Genomic DNA, 19,367 nt, shown 5'->3' with positions numbered 1-19,367 from the left:
GTTAATGTACAACGGCTTTCACCAATTTATCGGTTCCAAATCGAACAACATCTGAAGTCGGTAATCCTGTAAGTTCTTCTGCATGAGCTACTTTCTGCATTGCTTCAGAATCGTTTAATCCTGTTGTATTTAAAGCCACCCCAACCGTTTTTGCGGTATGTAGCGAGCCACATACTTTTGCTACGGCCTCGTTTAATGCGATAAACTCATCCAAGGGCGGGATAGATACGTGGGAAACAGGATATCTTAAGTGTGAATGTGCCGCCTTATGACATAGAATCATATGAGTAGGTTGTGAACCTCTAAGTAAAGGCAGGGTAGCCGTACTACCAGGATGAGCTAAAGACCCTTGGCCTTCAATAATTATGATATCCTTATCTGACTGTTCTAAAACAGCTTGCTCAACTGCCCCAGCGGCTTGATCCACTTTGATTGCATCAAGGGGAATGCCATTACCCATTAATGTAATTCCGATTTGACCGGTTGGAACGAAACCTACTTTTAGACCTTGTTCTTTTAACGCCGCATACAATTCCAATCCAGCGGTCATTTTACCAGCGGCCATATCTGTACCAATCATGAGAACCCGCTTGCTTTTTAGTTCTGCCGCTTTAGCTTTAGCAATAGGGTAGGACCCTGCTGGTTTACGAACATCCCATATAATTTGCTCTTTATTGGTGAGTAAATGCCCAAACCGTGCATTTAAATCGTCATGTAATCCATTGATTAATGAAAGCCCTGATTTTAAAGCAGTGGAAATAGGTTCATCCCATTCTGAAGGAAAACGCCCGCCAGAAGGAGCAATACCCAAAACAATAATTTCGGAACCTTGTTTTACCCCCTCTTCAACTGCACCAAACACAGGAATATCATAAGGTAGGCCAACAGCTTGACGAACTGTCATACCTGCAAATTTAGAATCTATTACCGCTACAATGGGGTGTTTTGAAAATCGCATTAGGCCAAAGCCCATTTTACCAGAATCATTATCAAGTGCACCTTCCATATAAATGCACATTTTTTTTGAAGAAACGAACATATTTAAGGATTTAAGATTTGAATTGTCCACCATGCCCAGGAACATCTTTAGGCATTGTAATTTCGTTTATTAATGGAGCTCCTTCACAAGGATCAGGGTTCAAGTTTAGATGCGAGTCCAAATCAATATGATCTAATACACCAGAAACGGCTGCCCCAGCTGCTATTGAAATTGAAGATTCTCCCATACAACCAATCATGGTTTTTAACTTAAAGGCTTTAGCTGTGGAAATAATGCGTAAAGCTCCAGAAATTCCACCACACTTCATTAGTTTCATATTGACGCCATCTACGGCATTGGCCCATTTGGGAATATCCGTAGCAAACCTGCAAGATTCATCAACAAAAATGGGTAAAGGTCTGTCTTTGTATAATTCAATTAAATCATCTTCTTGACCCTCTTTTAAGGGCTGTTCTACATAACCACACTCTCTTTCCGAAAGCCATTGCATCATATGCTTAGCATCATCTAAAGACCATCCGCCATTGGCATCAACACGAATCGCAATAGGATTTTTTTTATGATAAGCCAGCACTTCATTATACATGGCTTTATCCGCCTCAATACCATCGTTATTCCCTAGTTTTACTTTCAATGTGCTGATACCCATATCTTCTAAAATTAATGGGAGTCTAACCTTTGCTTCTTCGGGTGTCATGATACCTAAGGTTATTGAAGTTGCTTTTGTTGGTTTTGGAAAACCTAGTAATTGGTACAAAGGCATGTTTGCTTTTTTAGCCAACAAATCCCATAAAGCAATATCGAGAGCAGCTAAAGCACAAGGTGCCAAACCGTAAGCTATGCCAGCATCATAGGTTTCAAAAGGGGCACTTAAGTTTGGGTTGGTAGCCAGGAAAGATTCGATTTGTTGCTGGACTTCCTCGGGAGTACCAGCACCCTCTGAAATACCTGGAGAAGTTTCGCCCCAACCGGTATGTCCACCATCAGTTACCGATATATATAAATTAGATTGCCCATCGCGTACCCCACGGCTAATTCGTAAGGGGTATAATTTTTTTAAATAAACGGTTTGAAATGCTATTTGCATAGTTGGTTTTTTAATAGGATACTCTAATGTATTAGAATTTATTTGGGAATTCAAGAATAAATGAAACCAAAGATTAAATTTGTTGAAATAAGATTTCATGAAGGTCTCCATTCATCCATCTTGGCAAAACCAATTAAAAGAAGAGTTTGAAAAACCCTATTTTAAAGAGCTTACTGAATTTGTAAAAGAGGAGTACAAACAACATACCTGTTACCCTGAAGGAAAAGCTATTTTCGCTGCTTTTGACCACTGTCCTTTTTTAGAAACTAAAGTAGTTATTATAGGGCAAGACCCGTATCATGGGCCAAATCAGGCCAATGGTTTATGTTTTTCGGTTCAAGAGCATATAAAGCATCCTCCCTCATTAGTTAATATTTTTAAAGAAATCGAGACAGACCTTGGTATTCCTTATCCTCAAAGTGGGAATTTAGAACGATGGGCTTCACAAGGAGTACTGCTTTTAAATGCAACACTAACCGTTCGAGCTCACGAAGCCGGAAGTCATCAAAAAAAAGGATGGGAGCAATTTACAGATGCAGCTATTCAAAAACTTTCTTCTCAGGCCGAGGGTATCATATTTTTATTGTGGGGCGGATTTGCAAAAAAGAAGTCTAAGCTTATTGATGTGAGCAAACACCATATTCTTACTTCAGGTCATCCATCACCTTTAAGCGCTAATAGAGGGTTCTGGTTTGGTAACAAACATTTTAGTAAAACCAACGAACTTTTGACCAAAATGGACGAAACGTTAATAAGTTGGTGAATTATATTTTTTTTAATCTTGTTAAAACAATAAGAAAAATACTACGTTTGAAAAGTATTAGGTTATAAAATTTTAATTGGTGGGGAGATTAAAAACAGTTTTATTGGTTGATGATGACGACACGACCAATTTCTTAAATAAGTTTTTTTTAAATCAACTTGACGCTAATTGCGAGGTGAATATTGCATTGAATGGCAAAGAAGCTATAGAGTTCTTATTGCTAAATGCTGAAGATATAACGCCATGTTTACTGGTGCTAGACACTAATATGCCAGTTATGAATGGTTGGGAGTTTCTAGATACCTTTGAGGAAAAGATTGATGAAAAAATAAGGAATAAGATTGTCATTGTCATGTTAACGGCAGTAGATACCGAAGAAGTTGTTGCGAAAGCTATTAAAAACCCTAATGTCTCTGATACTGCTCAAAAACCATTATCCGATTTAATTTTTCGTAACCTCATTAACAAACACTTTTCGTAATCAACTCATTAAAAAGTGTTCGCTTGATTTAATTTCAGCAATTAAGTCCAAAGATTTTAATCTATTCTGAACTTTCATTACGTCTTCTTTTATTACTTGTTTCTGGCCCCAAACGGTTTTTGAAAGCCAATCCCTTACATCGTTAATTTGTTGCTCATACCTTACCGAAATAGTTCTATCAATACTAGGTATCATTTTAAACTCTGAAGTATAGGTATGTATTACTTCAAGAATATGATCAAGAACTGATTTCTTTTCTTTTATAAAATCGGCAGTAGCAGCAATTACAAAGCAGGGCCATGGAGTAGGGCAGTCATCAAGCCTTCTAAAGGTTTTATTATCTACTAATGGTTTGGTGGTAAAACGTTCCCACATAAAATAATCTGCTGAGCCATTCGTCAATCCTTCTACGGCACCGTCTAAATTGTTAATGATCTCAAATTGCAAATTAGCCGTTTCCCAATTTTGATTTTGAGCGTTGACGAATGCCATAAGATGACTACCGCTTCCTATTCGGCTTATTGCAGCTTTAGTATTTTTTAAATCATCAAGGCTTTGATAAGAACTGTTATAAGCTACATGAATTCCCCAAAGAAGCGGTGAAGAAATATATTCTTGAACAATTTGGCTCTGATTACCTTCTGAAATACTTTTTATGAGACCTTCAGTTAATATTATGGCCAAATCTGTTTCTTGATTTGCCAACATTTTGGCCATACGCCCCGTACCTTCCGGAATATCTGTCCATGTTAATTCAATACCGCGATCTTCAAAAGCACCATCATTGATTGCCATATGCCATGGTAAGTTGAAATGTTCAGGTACACCAATAATATTAACTTTTTTCATGAAGTTTATCTTTCAAATAATCATATATCGCATATTGCGAGCGTATCGAATTTTCATTGGGTTCTTTCTTTACCCGAGTGTTAGAGTCTTCAATATCTAAAATACGGGCTTTTACATTATCGGCAAGTTGAATTTCTAGAATATCTTTTAACTCCTTGAAAATGTCCTTATCTAAAATAGGGGTCAATACTTCAATGCGTTTATCTAAATTTCGTGTCATCCAATCCGCAGAACCAATGTACATGATTTCTTTGCCTCCGTTTTCAAAAACATAGATTCTGCCATGCTCCAAAAATCGATCTACGATACTGGTGATATAAATTGGTTTTTCTCCTAGAAGTAATTTAGACTCATTTTTGGGTATCAGGCAACAAAAACCGCGCACTAATAAACGTATTTCTACTCCTGCCTCACTGGCCTCATAAAGTGCTGAAATCATTTTAGAATCTTCTAAACTGTTCATCTTAAGGGTGATTTTTGCTAATCTACCCTGTCTTGCATTGTCGATTTCATTTTTAATCAGTTCTAATAACGTACTACGTGTAGTAAATGGAGATACGAGAAGGTATTTCAGTTTTGGAATTATAAGTTTGCGTTCAAGAATGCCGAAAACTTGTGATAGCTCTTCTGTTATCTTACGATGAGCAGTGAACAATCCGTGATCACAATATAACTTTGCTGTTTTTGCGTTAAAGTTTCCTGTACCGATATACGCATAACGTTCGATTTTGTTATCTATGAGTCGCTCTACCAAGGCAATCTTTGAGTGCACTTTGATGTTTGGCACACTGAATAAAACAGTCGCACCTTTTTCTTCAAAAATTCTACCCCATTTTATATTGTTTTCTTCATCAAAACGTGCTTGCGCTTCAACGAACAATAGCACTTTTTTTCCGTTCTCCAAGGCTTTTAAAATGGAGTCTGTAAGCTTTGACGTTTTTGCAATTCTATATAAGGACATCTTTATGCTGGAAACAGTATCATCGGAAGCGGCCTCATTTATAAAACGCTCCACCATTTCAAACTCTTGATATGGAAAATGGACCAATTGGTCTTTTTTCGCAATAACTTTAAATATATTCTTAGTTAGAGATAAGGAAGGGTGCCTTAAAGGTGGTTTAGGTAAATATTGCAATTCAGTACTATTTTCAGGGGTTGGAAACCCAAAAAGGTCAGACATATTGTGATATTTTCCTCCTAAGAACATATCAACATCACTGATGTCTAATTGTTTTTTTAAGACATCTTGCAATTCCGTTGGCATGTTCATATCAAACAATAAACGGGTAGGTTGTCCCGATTTTCTTTTGCCTAAAGACTGATATATTTTTTCGACTAAGGCAGCATCTGTAAAATCATCTTCTAAATAGAGCTCAGCATCTCTAGATAATTTGATAGCATAAGAATTAATCACAGTCTTCCCCGGAAAGATTTTGTGTAAATTAAGTCTGATGGCATCATCTAAAAAGATATAATTGCTTCCCGCTCCTGGAATTTGAATAAACCTTGAACATTCCTTAGTTGGAATTTCAATGACATCAAAATCATCTGATTTAATTTGAACAACAAGGTACAAATGCCCATCTTTTAAATCAGCTGGGCTATCGATATCAATCGTTTTGCAATGCGCTAGTATTGAAGTATCAAAAAAAGTATCTAGAAAATCTAACTGCTCTTGATTAAGTTCACTGTTATTTCTAATGTATATATCATGTTGTTTAAGTTCCGTTAAAGTATCTTCAATAATCTTTCCGAATTGATTTTGTTGTTCAGAAACTTTAGCCAAAATGAACTTCAACTTCTTATTAGCTTTGAGAACCAGTTTTTTTCTTAATTCTTTATCGACGGCTTTTAATTGTCTCAACTGCGAGATCCTAACTTTGAAAAACTCATCAAGGTTAGACGAGAATATGGCTAAAAACTTGAGGCGTTCGAGTAGGGGGGTGGTTTTATTAGCAGCTTCGAGCAAAACACGCTCATTAAAATACAACCAATTGACATCACGGTTTTTAAGTTTTCTATTTTGCATAACTACATTTTCCCAAAAATAGTTATTAGAATTACCAGCAAGTTAAAGCTAATGTTAAGTCAATTGTTGTAAGCAATACTTAATTAAGGAATCGACTGTTTTACTTGGCTCTTTTGAAAATGCTCCAGTCGCTCTATTGGCCAAAATCGCATTCATAGAAACGGCCTTATGACCTAGTAATTTTGACAAACCATAAATGCCAGCTGTTTCCATTTCAAGATTAGTCAATTTTTCATCTTCTAAGACAAAACTCTGTAGCTTTTTATGAAAATCCGTGAGGTTAGGCTCCAATCTAATTTGTCTCCCTTGCGGGGCGTAGAAACCAGCGTTTGTGATGGTTATACCCAATCGTATATGATTTCCCATTAAGGTTTGAGCTAAATTTTCATCACAATTAAACCCATACGGGTGAATCTTATAACGACCCCAGTTTAAGTGTTTGGATAAGGCTTCAACAAGTGCAGTATTTTGAGTATTTTGACTTTGATAAAAATGTAAAAGACCATCTAAACCAATTGCGGTTTTGGATAGTATTATGGAATCCACAGGAATATCTTTTTGTAGCGCTCCTGAGGTTCCGATTCTGACAATATTTAAATTCCTTTTAGTGGGTTTTACTTTTCTAGAAATCAAATCAACATTGACTAAGGCATCTAATTCATTGATGACAATATCAATATTATCGGTTCCAATACCCGTAGAAATTACAGTGATTCGTTTACCATTTAAAACCCCGGTGTGGGTAATGAATTCACGTTTGCCTTTTTTTAATTCAATGGAATCAAAATACTTAGAGACGTCAGGCACACGGTCCGGATCACCAACCGTAATTATTGTGTCGGCTACATCTTCAGGTAAAAGATTTAAGTGATAAATACTCCCATCAGCATTGAGAATCAGCTCTGACTCTGCTATGGGCATATTATAATTTTAAAATTCTGTCGGTCGCAGTATTGTATAAGAAATTGTATTTCTGTGCTCCTCCTAAGAAAGCATCATTTTCACGCAAATAAGCGTAATAATTTGTTTTCTCAGCAAGAACCTCTTTTCCGGTTTTAGATAACCTAACTGGGCTAAAAGATGAAAACAAAGGCCTTATAGATGTAAGTAAACGTTGGTATTGCGTATCACCATACCCATAAAGGTTTGGCGTAGTCAATATATCACGTAAAAATTCTTTTTTATTCTTTGGTTTTTGATTCATTGCAATATTCAGCATACTAGTTTCAACTGCGTTTAAACCAGTTTTTATGCTTGGGAATCTTTTCAAATGGGCTGCAACTGCTTCTGAAAGGTAATCGAACTGATAATTTTCAAAATCAGTTAAATTCTCTAACCTAATAGGATTGTCACTACAATACAATTGCCAAACATAATCGGCATATTCAATATCATCTTGTGTTAGAATGATACGATTCTCATAAAGTGATAACAATTTCTCGTCATTAAGCTCACCTAAGGCATAGAGCTTATCGGTATGATCTTCTTTACCACTACATACTAAGGAAATCTCCGCATGACGTCTATGAGTCTTTAACCAACTTAAAACTGCTAACATGTTTATTTGGCAGAACAAATCATATTCAAACCACAAAACAATTTGGTCTTGCTGCTTATGATTACAAAGCGAACGGTATTCTTTTAAGGTCTTTTCAACGAACCAAGACTTAGAAACTTTGTAATTTTTATTGAGAAATTCGAAACGAGTTTTCCAGAAGGTTTCACTTCCAACATTACAGAGCGTTTTACCTTCACAGAGCATTTCTCTCCAGGTGATGATATCGCCTTTAAGGGGGAGCGATTTAAGCTTACTTGTGAAACTGTCCCCGTTGGTAATATGCAACAGTGATTTCATTTTCAGTTGAGTTTTCGTTGGTTAGAAGCTCTAAATGTAAGCTTTAAACAAAAAAAACAAAAATTATTAGCTAAAAACGTGTGTAGTTAATCGGTGATTTTAACAGTTCGTCGAATAAACCTAAAACCTAAGCAACCCTTAATCCCTTATCCACCAACACGTTTCACCTTAAATCCTTTGCTTTCTAAGAAGTTCATAATTTTATCTCGATAATCCCCCTGAATGATGATAGTATCATTTTTATAGCTGCCCCCAACGCTTAAAAGGGATTTAATTTCTTTAGCAAGTTTCTTAAAATCAGCATCGGCTCCGGTATATCCTTCTAAAATTGTAATAGGTTTTCCTTTGCGCTTTTCATACTTACAAATGATAGGGGCGTCTTGCATCCAATAATCAGGTTTCTCCGTTTTATCAATGGGATTTTCTTCAGGTATATGGTCGGGAAAAAGATTTTTTAATTGATCGCTAATGTCCATTCCCTATTTCTTTACCAATCCTAATTCAATTAAACGCTCATTTAAGTATTCACCGGCAGCAATATCTTCAAATTGTTTCGGATTCTCATTAGTAACACAGTGTTCCAAACAGTTTAATGGCATTTCACTTACTGGGTGCATGAAAAAAGGAATAGAATACCTTGAAGTTCCCCATAATTCTTTTGGAGGATTCACCACTTGATGTATGGTTGACTTTAATTGGTTATTTGTTAATCGTGAAAGCATATCACCAACATTGATCATTAATTGGTCCGGTTGGGCAATAGCGTCAATCCATTCTCCTTCATGATTTTTTACCTGCAACCCTTTACCATGAGCACCCATCAAAAGGGTAATCAAATTGATATCACCATGTGCAGCCGCGCGGACCGCGTTTTGCGGTTCTTTTGTTATTGGTGGATAATGAATAGGTCGTAGAATAGAGTTGCCATTTTTAATCCACTCGTCAAAATAAGTTTCTTCTAAATCTAAATGCAAGGCTAAGGCTCTAAGCACATATTTAGCAGTTTTTTCAAGCATTTTATAGGTTTCTTCACCCACACTATTGAAATCAGACAACTCATTAACCATGACATTTGCTGGGTATTCTTGAGCTAACTTTGGATTATCTTCCACATATTGACCAAAATGCCAAAACTCTTTTAAATCTCCTTCTTTTTTACCTTTAGCATGCTCTTTTCCGAATGAAGTATAACCGCGTTGGCCGCCTATGCCCTGAATTTCATAAGAATCCTTACTAGATTGAGGTAAAGCAAAGAACTTTTTAATTTCATCATATAATTGTTGCACTAGTTCATCAGAAAGAAAATGTCCGCTTAAGGCCACAAAGCCAATATTCTCAAAAGCTCCTCCAATGTCTTGAATAAACTTGGATTTACGTTCCGGATTATCTGATATAAAGTCTTCTAGATTTACACTTGGAATAGCATTCATAATGAAAAAGATTTTAAGCATTCAAATTTAAACAATCTTCATTAACCTTTTATTCTGAATAGCATCTTGCTTAGCTTTTTTACTACTTTTAGCAAGTAGAAAATAGTATTTATGCGATATCATGTAGGTGATTTTGATAAGGACACTCTTTTAAGGCTTTATGAACTAATGCTTAAGCCAAGAATGATAGAAGAGAAGATGTTAATTTTACTTCGTCAAGGAAAAATTTCAAAATGGTTTAGCGGCATTGGCCAAGAAGCCATCTCCGTTGGTGTCACTGCAGCCTTAAAAAGCGAAGAGTATATTCTTCCCATGCATAGAAACCTAGGCGTCTTCACAACACGAGAAATCCCTTTAAATCGATTGTTTTCTCAATGGCAAGGCAAAGCAAGTGGTTTTACTAAAGGTCGCGACAGAAGCTTTCATTTTGGCTCACAAGAGCACAAGATTGTGGGAATGATTTCACACTTAGGTCCACAACTTGGTGTTGCAGACGGAATTGCCTTAGCCGATTTAATCAAAAAAAAGAAAAGAGTAACTGCTGTTTTTACGGGCGAAGGGGCAACAAGTGAAGGTGACTTTCATGAAGCTTTAAATGTTGCCTCAGTTTGGAATTTACCTGTTCTTTTTTGTATTGAAAACAACGGATACGGACTATCAACACCCACCAAAGAACAGTATAACTGTGAGCATTTGGTGGATCGTGCAAAGGGGTATGGAATGGAGAGTCGCATTATAGACGGTAATAATATTCTTGAAGTCTATTCAAAAGTAAGTGAGCTTTGTAAAGCGCTTCGAAAAAGACCAAGACCGGTACTATTAGAATTTAAAACTTTTAGAATGCGTGGGCATGAAGAGGCGAGTGGCACCAAATATGTTCCTGAGAAATTAATGAAGCAATGGGCCAAAAAAGACCCTATTTCAAATTATGAAGATTTTCTTTTAGGCGAAGAACTACTTTCAAAAAAGGAAATTGAAGCTCTTAGGTCAAAAATCACAGATGAAATCAATACAAGTTTGGAACTAGCTTTTAATGAAAGTGCAATGGAATCTAGTTCATCTAAAGAATTAGAAGATGTATACCAATCATTTGATTATAAATATATTAAACCTAATAAAGAAACAAAAAATATACGCTTTGTTGATGCTATCTCTGAAGGTTTAAAACAGGCGATGTCTACACATGACAATCTTGTAATTATGGGGCAAGATGTAGCGGAATATGGTGGGGTTTTTAAAATCACAGAAGGCTTTGTCAAAGAATTCGGGAAGCAAAGAGTGCGCAACACTCCAATTTGTGAGTCGGCCATTGTTTCTGCCGGGATGGGACTATCCATTAATGGCATGAAGGCTGTGGTTGAAATGCAGTTCGCAGATTTCGTTAGCTCTGGATTTAATCCAGTGGTAAATTATCTAGCAAAAGTACATTACCGCTGGGGTCAAAATGCCGATGTGGTCATTCGAATGCCTTGTGGGGGTGGTGTTGGTGCCGGACCTTTTCATTCGCAAACAAATGAAGCCTGGTTTACTAAAACCCCTGGTTTAAAAGTGGTGTATCCAGCTTTTCCAATAGATGCTAAAGGTCTTTTAACTACTGCTATTAATGATCCGAATCCTGTATTGTTTTTTGAGCATAAAGGTTTGTATAGAAGTATTTATGGTGATGTTCCAGAGAATTATTACACCCTACCACTCGGGGTAGCCAGCCTAATAAAAGAAGGTCAAGCCCTAACCATTGTCACTTATGGAGCAGGAGTTCATTGGGCTTTGGAAACCTTGACGAAGATGCCAGAACTAGAAGCCGACCTAATTGACTTAAGAACCTTGCAACCTCTGGATTGGGACGCTATATACGCATCGGTACAAAAAACAGGTAAACTCATTATTCTGCAAGAAGACAGTCTTTTTGGCGGTGTCGCGAGCGATATAGCTGCTCAGGTAACAGAGCACTGTTTTGAATATTTAGATGCTCCCATTAAGCGTGTGGCAAGTTTAGAAACTCCCGTGCCGTTCGCTAAAAATTTAGAGAATGAGTATTTACCAAAACAACGCTTTGAGGAAGCATTGAAAGCGCTACAAGCTTATTAGAAAACAGCTAAATTCAATTCGTGAATTATTATGACCTGATTATTGTTGGTGGCGGATTAGCAGGATTAACAGCTGCTATCCATCTAAAGCAGGCCGGTTTTAATATTTTGCTTGTAGAAAAAAATGAATATCCCAATCACAAGGTCTGTGGAGAGTATGTATCCAATGAAGTCAAGCCGTATTTAAAAAGCCTTGGTGTTCCATTAGATAAGATTCCTTACGCGGATATTAATACTCTTGAGCTAAGCACACATCACGGCAATAGCATTACCACAAAACTGCCTTTAGGGGGATTCGGTATCAGCAGATACGCTTTAGACGAACAATTGTATGAAACCGCTCAAAAAGAGGGGGTAGTCTTTGTTTTTGATTTGGCAACAAGCATCAATTTTATAGAAAATCAATTCACAGTTAAGACTTCAAAGAACCATGAGTTTCAGTCAAAATGGGTTATTGGAGCTCATGGTAAGCGCTCTATTATTGATAAAAGTTTAGACCGTGATTTTGTAAACCGTAAATCGGCATGGCTTGGTGTTAAATGCCATTATGAACTGGATAACTTTCCGAATGACGTAGTGGCGCTGCATAATTTTAATGGGGGATACGGCGGTCTTTCAAAAACTGAGAACGGCCTGGTTAACTTTTGCTATTTAGCCACTTATGACAGTTTTAAAAAATACAAAGACGTTCATGAGTTTAATAGCCAGGTAGTATCGCGCAATCCTCACCTAGAACGTTTTTTGCAGCATGCTAAACCGGTGTTTAAAAAACCAATCAGTATCGCCCAAATTTCATTTGATAAAAAAGCCCCTGTTGAAAACCATATCATCATGTGCGGTGACAGTGCAGGCCTTATACATCCGCTTTGTGGCAATGGCATGGCCATGGCTATTCATAGTGCAAAAATTGCAGCGGATTGCTTTATAGCGTATCACACTAAATCAAGACATCTTCTAGAGCAAAGGTATAGCAAAGCCTGGAAAAAGCAATTTACCTCAAGACTTTGGATGGGTAGGCAGCTACAACATGTTTTAATGAATGAAGCACGTTCAAAAATTGCATTAAAAACGCTCACAAAATCTAAAAAATTGTTGCAATTCATGATTAAGCGTACCCACGGAAAGCCTATATTAGTGTAATGGATTTTGCTACACGTAGTACTCAGCTCGAATTGATGGATGACCCCAATATGGATGCTGAAAAGTACGAACGAGCTTATCTTGACATCAATAGATGCAATAAATTGCTTGGCGGTTACGGCATCACCATAACTGAAGTTCAAAAACTCCTTAGAAGCCATCCAAAAAAATCGTATACGATTTTAGACATGGGCTGTGGAGACGGTGAAATGCTTAGAAGAATTTCAAAAGTTATTGATAATGAAGGTTTTAGTCTAAACTTAATTGGGGTAGACCTAAGAGATGATGTCCTTGATATTGCGCGGTCCAAAGCAACGGACTACAACAATGTCAGTTTTATAAAACAAGACATTCTTGACATTGAGGACAATTTTGATTGCGATATTATCCTTTGCACGCTAACCATGCATCATTTTACCAACGACCAAATCAAGGTTTTTCTAAATAAGTTTGTTTCCTTAGCTAAAGTTGGTGTTGTAATCAATGATTTGGAACGGAGTAAAATTTCTTACCAACTTTTTAAACTCTTCAGTTTCTTTTTTATCAAAACCGAAATCGCAAAAATTGATGGTTTAATTTCAATTAGAAAGGGCTTTAAAAAAAGTGATTTAACCTCCTTTTCTAAACAATTAACTCAGGCAGAACATCTCATAAAATGGAAATGGGCATTTCGGTATGTATGGGTAATGCAAATGAATCGACTAAATTAGTATATGGCTGTAGCAAAAATCAAAGCAGTTTCCAAGGCTTTACCAAAATTTACAAGAACAACAGATGATATTATTCCATATGTAAATCTTTGGCTTGCTAACCAAGAGGAACGGTTTCGAAGAAAGGTGGTAAAGATATTTGAAGGTGCTGGGGTGGATAAACGCTACGGAATCATGAGTATTGAAGAGGTTTTTAACGCCACCTCCTTTGAAGAAAAGAACGCTATTTACACTCGTGAAGTTAAAAAACTAGGCTCTGAAGCACTAACAAATGCATTAGGTAAGGCAGATTGGCAAGCCGATAGTCTTGATTACATTATTACTGTAAGCTGCACAGGAATCATGATACCCTCTCTTGATGCTTTTCTAATTAATGAATTAGGCTTAAAGCAAGACGTTGTGCGCTTACCAGTTACAGAAATGGGCTGCGCGGCTGGAGTATCAGGACTCATCTACGCTGCTAATTTCTTAAAGAATAATCCTGGTAAAAGAGCAGCCATTGTAGCCGTCGAGAGTCCCACAGCAACATTTCAGCTTAATGATTATTCCATGGCAAATATGGTAAGTGCAGCTATCTTTGGTGATGGCGCAGCTGCTGTTTTGTTATCATCCGAGGAAACTTGCGACGGTCCAAGCATTATTGGTGATGAAATGTATCATTTTAAAGATGCTACGCATATGATGGGCTTTGACCTAACAAATACGGGCTTAAAAATGATTCTAGACCCTTCGGTCCCTGAAGTAATTGCTGACCATTTCCCTAATATCGTCCATCCCTTCTTAAAAAAGCATGATTCCTCCATTGAGAAGGTCAATCACTTGATATTTCATCCTGGAGGTAGAAAGATTGTGCAAACTGTTGAGGAATTGTTTGGTAAATTAGGGAAGGAAATAGATGAAACCAGAGCCGTACTTAAAGAATATGGCAATATGAGCAGCTGTACTGTGCTATACGTGCTCGAACGGTTTTTAGAAAAAGAGATAGCGCAAGGAGAGCAAGGATTAATTCTAAGCTTTGGTCCTGGGTTTTCAGCACAACGAGTTTTAATTGAATGGTAGGAATGAAAAATAGTACTGCAAAACAATGGGCTTTAATACTCGGGGGTAGTAGTGGCTTAGGACTTGCTACAGCCAAGAAGTTGGCTGCCAATAATTTCAATATTATCATCATTCATAGAGACAGAAGAACTGATATAGAGCAGATTAATACCTCTTTTCAAGAAATTACTTTAAGTGGTTCGAAGCTGATTTCATTTAATGCTGATGCTACAAATGGGAATAAACAACAACAGCTTGTAGATGAAATAGCGGTAAAATTAGGGTCCGATAAAATCAAACTAGTAGTGCATAGTATTGCCAAAGGCAATCTAAAGCCTATGTTCTCAAAAGACCAAGAGGTTCTAGCAAATCAAGATTTTAATCTCACTATTGATGCTATGGCTACTTCTTTTCACGACTGGCTACAATTACTAGTAACAAATGAACTGTTGTCAGAAGACGCCAGAGCAATAGCGTTTACCAGCGAAGGCAATACCAAGGCTTGGCCCAATTACGCTGCAGTCTCTGCCGCTAAAGCAGCTCTTGAAGCCATCATGCGTAATGCAGCCTTAGAATTCGCACCAATAGGACTCAAAGTGAATTGTATTCAAGCTGGAGTGACAGATACTAAGTCTTTTCAGATGATACCGGGTAGCGAAAATTTAAAACAAGCTGCTTTACAACGCAATCCGAACAAAAGGCTTACTACTCCAGAAGATATTGCCGATGTGGTTTATTTAATGACACAACCCGAAGCACAATGGATTACTGGCACAGTAATTAAAGCGGATGGCGGAGAGAGTTTACAATAAGGATTAGAATGACGCATAAAAATGAATTCAGCTATATAAAAAAACATTTGCCATATCAAGAACCCTTCTTGTTTGTTGGTGAATTACGGCAAGTCACTGAAAATGGGGTGCAAGGCGATTATACTTTTGCCAAAGAAGCTGATTTCTATAAAGGGCATTTTAAAAACCATCCGGTAACTCCAGGAGTTATCCTCACAGAATGCTGTGCGCAGATTGGATTAGTGTGCTTAGGAATATTTCTCCTGAATGACCAACAACAGAAACCTTTGCAAATAGGATTTACAAGTGCTGAAATGGAGTTTTTAAAGCCCGTTTATCCTGGCGAGAAAGTACAGGTAGTGTCTGAAAAGGTCTATTTTAGGTTTCAAAAGCTCAAGTGCAAGGTGAAAATGTATAATCAAGAAGAAGAGTTGGTTTGCAAAGGACTGTTATCAGGAATGTTTAAAGCGACTCCAAATGAAAAATAGGGTAGTGGTAACCGGTTTAGGGGTTTGCGCGCCTAATGGCGTAGGTTTAGAGAACTTCTCTAAAGCCTTAAATTCAGGACAATCTGGCATCAAATTTTTCAGCGAATTAAAAGAGCTTAATTTTTCATGTCAAATTGCTGGAAAACCAAATATTGAAAATATTGACTTAAACCAATACTTCAGTAAAGTTCAGTTGAAAGATTTAAACGCAAATGGTCTTTTATATGGTGTTATCGCTGGGGTTGATGCCTGGAACGATGCCACATTAGAGAAATCAACTGCGGAGACTCCCGATTGGGATGCCGGAATCATATTCGGAACCGGAATCTTAGGGGTAGATAAGTTTAGGGAATCCATTTACAAGCTAGATAAAGGCGATGTTAGGCGATTAGGCAGCACCTCGGTCATTCAAACCATGGCCAGCGGCATTAGTGCTTATTTAGGAGGTATTTTAGGTTGTGGTAATCAAGTTACCACCAATTCTTCGGCCTGTACTACGGGTACGGAAGCAATTTTAATGGGTTTTGAGCGCATTCAAGAGGGAAAAGCCAAAAGAATGTTGGTTGGTAGTTGTAGTGATAGTGGACCTTATGTCTGGGGCGGATTTGATGCCATGCGCATACTTCCAAGAAATTATAATGACAATCCAGAAGCAGCCAGTAGACCAATGAGTGCCACCGCGGCAGGATTTGTACCTGGAAGTGGGGCAGGGGCCTTGGTTCTTGAATCCCTAGAAAGTGCCTTAGAACGAGGAGCTAAAATTTATGGAGAAATACTCGGTGGTGCTGTTAATAGCGGCGGTCAAAGAGCTGGAGGTAGTATGACAGCCCCCAACAACACAGCCGTGCAGCGCTGCATTCAAGAAGCGCTTAGCAATGCTGCTGTTAGCGCCGATGCTATCGATGCTATAAACGGTCATTTGACAGCAACTTCTAAAGATCCTGTTGAAATTGATAACTGGAAGCAAGCGCTGCAACGAAAAGGAGGGGAGTTCCCCTATATCAACTCTTTTAAAAGCCAAATAGGCCATTGTTTAGCTGCAGCGGGCAGTATTGAATGTGTGGGAACGATGCTACAATTGGACCAACAAGTGCTTTTTAGAAATGCCAATTGTGAAGATGTACATCCTGATATTTTAAAACTTGTTCCTACCGATAAAATTCCAAAGAAAACCCTTAATTTTCCAGTAAAAATAATTGCAAAAGCAAGCTTTGGTTTCGGTGATGTCAATGCCTGCCTCATTTTTAGCACGTACACGGAGTAAATTATGACAGAAAAAGAAAAGTACCACACCCTTAAAGAAATTGTAAAAATATACCTGCCTGATGACGTTTCGGTGGAGCAAATTCAACCCGAAAGCAATTTCACGACAGAATTAAACATCAACTCCGCGAATCTGGTAGACATTGTGCTAGATGTTGAAGATGCTTTTGATATTCGTTTGGAGAATGAAGACATGGATGGCATGCTCACGGTTAAAGACGCCTTAAGCATTATTGAAACTAAGCTAAGCGACAAATGAAAGAATTCTACAATTGGGCTTTAACCAAACTTAAGGTTGATAAAAAACTAATATTCACCTACTGTATCGTTTATTTTTCATGGGGCCTACTCATGAACTGGTTCGGAGCAGAAGTAGGTATTGCCAAATTCACCTATTGGTGGCAGGTCATTACCTGTTATATTCTATATATGGTGCCTATTTCGCTGCTTTTAAGAGGATTACCATTTCACGCACAATATGCTTACGGATTAGTAGCAATGGGCTTGCTTGAATTTGGGGGTTATGCCCTAGAAACTTCCTACGCGTATCCAAACAACATATTAGACCAGTTTTTTAATGAACGAAACTTCAGTTTGGGTATGGCCTTATTCTTTGCCCTTTACTTTCCTTTAGGAAATTGGGGAGTGCATAAAATCTATCAACTTTTCAATAAAAAGTGATTGCATTTCATCGTTGATTTACAACACTTTATAGAATCTAACTTCGACCAATAATAGAATATTGTCGACGAGCCTTTAATTTGGATCGGTGAATGGTTTTTTTTAGGTGAAATTCAGGCCACTTTATGACCCAGTAGTACTTTTATCCCAGAACACTAGATGAATTACTATGAAAGTCAAATACCTGTTATTTGCATTTGCCGTATTGATGATGAGTGGTGTAGCAGCCCAAAGCAGTGCAAAAGAATCCATGCTGAAGAAGAAGAAAGAATACAGCGATCGCACAATGGTGCAGCGATTTGAGAAATCAATGATCATGACTGCCGCTGAGCGTACAGAACTTAGAAAGCAAAACCAACAAAAGCGAAAAGAGCTTTTAGTACTTATAGATACTTCGAGTATCATCAAAGACAAAATGCGCGATAAATTGAAGCATGACGCTATTCATGATCCATTTTCAGCCCGTTTGAAAAAGTTTGTTGACGCCTATAAGGTCGAAGAAACACCAGTTACTTTAGCTCAAAACGAAAAGTAACCTTTACCAGGTTTTCTTCTCTTTTCTTTTTAATCTTAATATCATAATCGTAGGAGTAGAGCGAGGTAGTGCCTATTAGCTGATTACCATCTTGCTTCAACGTAATGGTGATAGGTTTTTTAATGTCTTTAATGGTTAAAGTACCTTCAACCAGGTATTGCTGGTCTTTCTGAGTGATTTTCGAGCTTTTAAAATAGATACGTGGGTAATCACTTTTATCAAAATACTTCCCACTTTTTAAGGACCAATTACGAAGACCGCTATTGGTATCAAGCGTTTCTACGGCTACAGAACCTTCAAAAAAGGAATTGTCAAGATTGTTCCAATCAATCTTGGAGGTGGACTTAAAACCTGAGATACTACCCTTAACGTCTTTATCTACAAACACAAAGTCAATGCTTGCTTTTTGAATAGTGCTGTTCTGTGCGCTTAAAGCAATGCTATAAGCGAATATTAAGAATAGAATTAGTGTCTTGTTCATTGCTGTTTTTTCTTTTTAAAATTAGAACAAAAATCACTCCAGAATTCCTTTTACAACACTTAATTAAGCAACTGTAGGATTAATTTTTTACTGCAACAGGTCAAAAGGAGGGAGCAAAGGGACTGCAAGACTTAGAATTAATGATTTTTAAACCATTAATTAGCAATATGTTCAAGTTTAAGCCTAGATGTTAATCTTTTAGTAATTCTCATATTTCCGCTTGAAGCTTACGAAGAAAATTCGTACTTTTAAAGTAGTCTCATTGTTCAAAAAACCTAGTATTTATCATGTCTTCAAACATTCAAGTTACAAATGATGTCTTTGAAATTCGCTTAAAGCGAAATTATAATCGTGCACTAAATCTTCAAAGAAAAATGACATCATACCGATATGAACCGAAAGACTATGAAGGTTTTATACGTTTAAGGAATTTAAGAACCGAATTAAAAGACTTAACCCTAGATCAATTGGAGTTGCTCCAAAAAGTAAAAGAGCAACAGTTTGACTTTAAAACATCTGAAACCATATTTGAGACTATTTTTCTGCGCTATAAGCAACTAGATCGGGATATTGCACGGTATGTACTCGACATTCAAAAAGGCTGATTAAGCCTCTACAGTTTTAGTATTTAAAAAAGTAGAGTATATTTAGGGTATACA

Annotated in this window: 22 protein-coding genes; 13 read left to right on the top strand and 9 right to left on the bottom strand. The window is 37.3% G+C overall.

Annotated features, from left to right (window positions below):
* Position 1: 1 nt before the first annotated feature.
* Positions 2-1,039, bottom strand: coding sequence for a DUF1611 domain-containing protein (locus tag RM542_RS08050; RefSeq protein WP_311385224.1), 1,038 nt, complete (start codon positions 1,037-1,039; stop codon positions 2-4).
* A gap of 10 nt (positions 1,040-1,049) precedes the next feature.
* A complete protein-coding gene (locus RM542_RS08045; RefSeq protein WP_311385223.1) occupies positions 1,050-2,087 on the bottom strand; it encodes a dipeptide epimerase in 1,038 nt (345 codons plus the stop codon).
* A gap of 97 nt (positions 2,088-2,184) precedes the next feature.
* Between RM542_RS08045 and RM542_RS08040 the strand changes: the two genes are divergently transcribed.
* Both RM542_RS08040 and RM542_RS08035 read left to right on the top strand, forming a co-directional pair.
* Positions 2,185-2,850, top strand: a complete 666-nt coding sequence (locus tag RM542_RS08040) for a uracil-DNA glycosylase (protein WP_311385222.1) — start codon at positions 2,185-2,187, stop codon at positions 2,848-2,850.
* Positions 2,851-2,929: 79 nt separating this feature from the next.
* Entirely contained in the window at positions 2,930-3,331 is a 402-nt protein-coding gene (locus RM542_RS08035; RefSeq protein WP_311385221.1) for a response regulator, read from the top strand.
* Here RM542_RS08035 and RM542_RS08030 read toward each other — a convergent pair whose 3' ends face one another.
* From RM542_RS08030 to RM542_RS08005, 6 genes are all read right to left on the bottom strand, one after another.
* The gene (locus tag RM542_RS08030; protein WP_311385220.1) at positions 3,332-4,180 is read right to left on the bottom strand and encodes a substrate-binding domain-containing protein; all 849 of its coding nucleotides are present in this window, start codon (positions 4,178-4,180) and stop codon (positions 3,332-3,334) included.
* Entirely contained in the window at positions 4,167-6,209 is a 2,043-nt protein-coding gene (gene ppk1, locus RM542_RS08025) for a polyphosphate kinase 1 (protein ID WP_311385219.1), read from the bottom strand. Before ppk1 ends, RM542_RS08030 begins: the two co-directional genes overlap by 14 nt.
* 54 nt (positions 6,210-6,263) lie before the next feature.
* Positions 6,264-7,130: a nucleoside phosphorylase gene (locus tag RM542_RS08020; protein ID WP_311385218.1), complete on the bottom strand. Its 867-nt coding sequence runs from the start codon at positions 7,128-7,130 to the stop codon at positions 6,264-6,266.
* Between the two features lies 1 nt (position 7,131).
* Positions 7,132-8,064, bottom strand: coding sequence for a DUF1835 domain-containing protein (locus RM542_RS08015; protein WP_311385217.1), 933 nt, complete (start codon positions 8,062-8,064; stop codon positions 7,132-7,134).
* A gap of 146 nt (positions 8,065-8,210) precedes the next feature.
* The gene (locus RM542_RS08010) at positions 8,211-8,540 is read right to left on the bottom strand and encodes a translation initiation factor (protein ID WP_311385216.1); all 330 of its coding nucleotides are present in this window, start codon (positions 8,538-8,540) and stop codon (positions 8,211-8,213) included.
* Between the two features lie 3 nt (positions 8,541-8,543).
* Positions 8,544-9,494 (bottom strand): 2-oxoglutarate and iron-dependent oxygenase domain-containing protein, encoded by a 951-nt coding sequence (locus RM542_RS08005; RefSeq protein WP_311385640.1) that lies wholly within the window; start codon positions 9,492-9,494, stop codon positions 8,544-8,546.
* A gap of 111 nt (positions 9,495-9,605) precedes the next feature.
* On the opposite strand from RM542_RS08005, the gene RM542_RS08000 reads away from it, so the two are divergent.
* From RM542_RS08000 to RM542_RS07955, 10 genes are all read left to right on the top strand, one after another.
* Positions 9,606-11,582: a dehydrogenase E1 component subunit alpha/beta gene (locus RM542_RS08000; protein ID WP_311385215.1), complete on the top strand. Its 1,977-nt coding sequence runs from the start codon at positions 9,606-9,608 to the stop codon at positions 11,580-11,582.
* Between the two features lie 20 nt (positions 11,583-11,602).
* A complete protein-coding gene (locus tag RM542_RS07995) occupies positions 11,603-12,721 on the top strand; it encodes an NAD(P)/FAD-dependent oxidoreductase (RefSeq protein ID WP_311385214.1) in 1,119 nt (372 codons plus the stop codon).
* Positions 12,721-13,431, top strand: a complete 711-nt coding sequence (locus RM542_RS07990) for a methyltransferase domain-containing protein (protein ID WP_311385213.1) — start codon at positions 12,721-12,723, stop codon at positions 13,429-13,431. The genes RM542_RS07995 and RM542_RS07990 overlap by 1 nt, the downstream gene beginning before the upstream one ends.
* 3 nt (positions 13,432-13,434) lie before the next feature.
* Positions 13,435-14,490, top strand: coding sequence for a type III polyketide synthase (locus tag RM542_RS07985; RefSeq protein ID WP_311385212.1), 1,056 nt, complete (start codon positions 13,435-13,437; stop codon positions 14,488-14,490).
* Between the two features lie 2 nt (positions 14,491-14,492).
* Entirely contained in the window at positions 14,493-15,281 is a 789-nt protein-coding gene (locus RM542_RS07980) for an SDR family oxidoreductase (RefSeq protein WP_311385211.1), read from the top strand.
* A gap of 8 nt (positions 15,282-15,289) precedes the next feature.
* Positions 15,290-15,748, top strand: a complete 459-nt coding sequence (locus RM542_RS07975) for a hydroxymyristoyl-ACP dehydratase (protein WP_311385210.1) — start codon at positions 15,290-15,292, stop codon at positions 15,746-15,748.
* A complete protein-coding gene (locus tag RM542_RS07970; protein ID WP_311385209.1) occupies positions 15,738-17,012 on the top strand; it encodes a beta-ketoacyl-[acyl-carrier-protein] synthase family protein in 1,275 nt (424 codons plus the stop codon). Before RM542_RS07975 ends, RM542_RS07970 begins: the two co-directional genes overlap by 11 nt.
* A 3-nt stretch (positions 17,013-17,015) precedes the next feature.
* Positions 17,016-17,270 carry a phosphopantetheine-binding protein gene (locus RM542_RS07965; RefSeq protein ID WP_311385208.1) on the top strand — a complete coding sequence of 85 codons (255 nt, stop codon included), beginning with the start codon at positions 17,016-17,018 and terminating at the stop codon, positions 17,268-17,270.
* A complete protein-coding gene (locus RM542_RS07960) occupies positions 17,267-17,692 on the top strand; it encodes a hypothetical protein (RefSeq protein WP_311385207.1) in 426 nt (141 codons plus the stop codon). Before RM542_RS07965 ends, RM542_RS07960 begins: the two co-directional genes overlap by 4 nt.
* A gap of 169 nt (positions 17,693-17,861) precedes the next feature.
* Entirely contained in the window at positions 17,862-18,227 is a 366-nt protein-coding gene (locus RM542_RS07955; RefSeq protein WP_311385206.1) for a hypothetical protein, read from the top strand.
* On the opposite strand, the gene RM542_RS07950 is transcribed toward RM542_RS07955, so the two are convergent.
* A complete protein-coding gene (locus tag RM542_RS07950; protein ID WP_311385205.1) occupies positions 18,202-18,708 on the bottom strand; it encodes a YceI family protein in 507 nt (168 codons plus the stop codon). The two genes, RM542_RS07955 and RM542_RS07950, sit on opposite strands and share 26 nt — an antisense overlap.
* A 287-nt stretch (positions 18,709-18,995) precedes the next feature.
* Between RM542_RS07950 and RM542_RS07945 the strand changes: the two genes are divergently transcribed.
* Positions 18,996-19,313, top strand: coding sequence for a hypothetical protein (locus RM542_RS07945; RefSeq protein ID WP_311385204.1), 318 nt, complete (start codon positions 18,996-18,998; stop codon positions 19,311-19,313).
* The last annotated feature ends 54 nt before the right edge of the window (positions 19,314-19,367 follow it).

The sequence above is a fragment of the Croceitalea sp. P059 genome, from assembly GCF_031846365.1.
Taxonomy (GTDB): Bacteria; Bacteroidota; Bacteroidia; order Flavobacteriales; family Flavobacteriaceae; genus Croceitalea; species Croceitalea vernalis.
The sequence above is the reverse complement of the archived record's forward strand: the minus strand, read 5'-3'. Positions and strand labels throughout refer to the sequence as shown.

What these genes read in the sequence shown, in the direction of transcription:
- RM542_RS08050 (WP_311385224.1), bottom strand. Translation starts at nt 1,039, where the DNA reads ATGTTCGTTTCTTCAAAAAAAATGTGCATTTATATGGAAGGTGCACTT.
- RM542_RS08045 (WP_311385223.1), bottom strand. Translation starts at nt 2,087, where the DNA reads ATGCAAATAGCATTTCAAACCGTTTATTTAAAAAAATTATACCCCTTA.
- RM542_RS08040 (WP_311385222.1), top strand. Translation starts at nt 2,185, where the DNA reads ATGAAGGTCTCCATTCATCCATCTTGGCAAAACCAATTAAAAGAAGAG.
- RM542_RS08030 (WP_311385220.1), bottom strand. Translation starts at nt 4,180, where the DNA reads ATGAAAAAAGTTAATATTATTGGTGTACCTGAACATTTCAACTTACCA.
- ppk1 (WP_311385219.1), bottom strand. Translation starts at nt 6,209, where the DNA reads ATGCAAAATAGAAAACTTAAAAACCGTGATGTCAATTGGTTGTATTTT.
- RM542_RS08020 (WP_311385218.1), bottom strand. Translation starts at nt 7,130, where the DNA reads ATGCCCATAGCAGAGTCAGAGCTGATTCTCAATGCTGATGGGAGTATT.
- RM542_RS08015 (WP_311385217.1), bottom strand. Translation starts at nt 8,064, where the DNA reads ATGAAATCACTGTTGCATATTACCAACGGGGACAGTTTCACAAGTAAG.
- RM542_RS08010 (WP_311385216.1), bottom strand. Translation starts at nt 8,540, where the DNA reads ATGGACATTAGCGATCAATTAAAAAATCTTTTTCCCGACCATATACCT.
- RM542_RS08005 (WP_311385640.1), bottom strand. Translation starts at nt 9,494, where the DNA reads ATGAATGCTATTCCAAGTGTAAATCTAGAAGACTTTATATCAGATAAT.
- RM542_RS08000 (WP_311385215.1), top strand. Translation starts at nt 9,606, where the DNA reads ATGCGATATCATGTAGGTGATTTTGATAAGGACACTCTTTTAAGGCTT.
- RM542_RS07990 (WP_311385213.1), top strand. Translation starts at nt 12,721, where the DNA reads ATGGATTTTGCTACACGTAGTACTCAGCTCGAATTGATGGATGACCCC.
- RM542_RS07985 (WP_311385212.1), top strand. Translation starts at nt 13,435, where the DNA reads ATGGCTGTAGCAAAAATCAAAGCAGTTTCCAAGGCTTTACCAAAATTT.
- RM542_RS07980 (WP_311385211.1), top strand. Translation starts at nt 14,493, where the DNA reads ATGAAAAATAGTACTGCAAAACAATGGGCTTTAATACTCGGGGGTAGT.
- RM542_RS07975 (WP_311385210.1), top strand. Translation starts at nt 15,290, where the DNA reads ATGACGCATAAAAATGAATTCAGCTATATAAAAAAACATTTGCCATAT.
- RM542_RS07970 (WP_311385209.1), top strand. Translation starts at nt 15,738, where the DNA reads ATGAAAAATAGGGTAGTGGTAACCGGTTTAGGGGTTTGCGCGCCTAAT.
- RM542_RS07965 (WP_311385208.1), top strand. Translation starts at nt 17,016, where the DNA reads ATGACAGAAAAAGAAAAGTACCACACCCTTAAAGAAATTGTAAAAATA.
- RM542_RS07960 (WP_311385207.1), top strand. Translation starts at nt 17,267, where the DNA reads ATGAAAGAATTCTACAATTGGGCTTTAACCAAACTTAAGGTTGATAAA.
- RM542_RS07955 (WP_311385206.1), top strand. Translation starts at nt 17,862, where the DNA reads ATGAAAGTCAAATACCTGTTATTTGCATTTGCCGTATTGATGATGAGT.
- RM542_RS07950 (WP_311385205.1), bottom strand. Translation starts at nt 18,708, where the DNA reads ATGAACAAGACACTAATTCTATTCTTAATATTCGCTTATAGCATTGCT.
- RM542_RS07945 (WP_311385204.1), top strand. Translation starts at nt 18,996, where the DNA reads ATGTCTTCAAACATTCAAGTTACAAATGATGTCTTTGAAATTCGCTTA.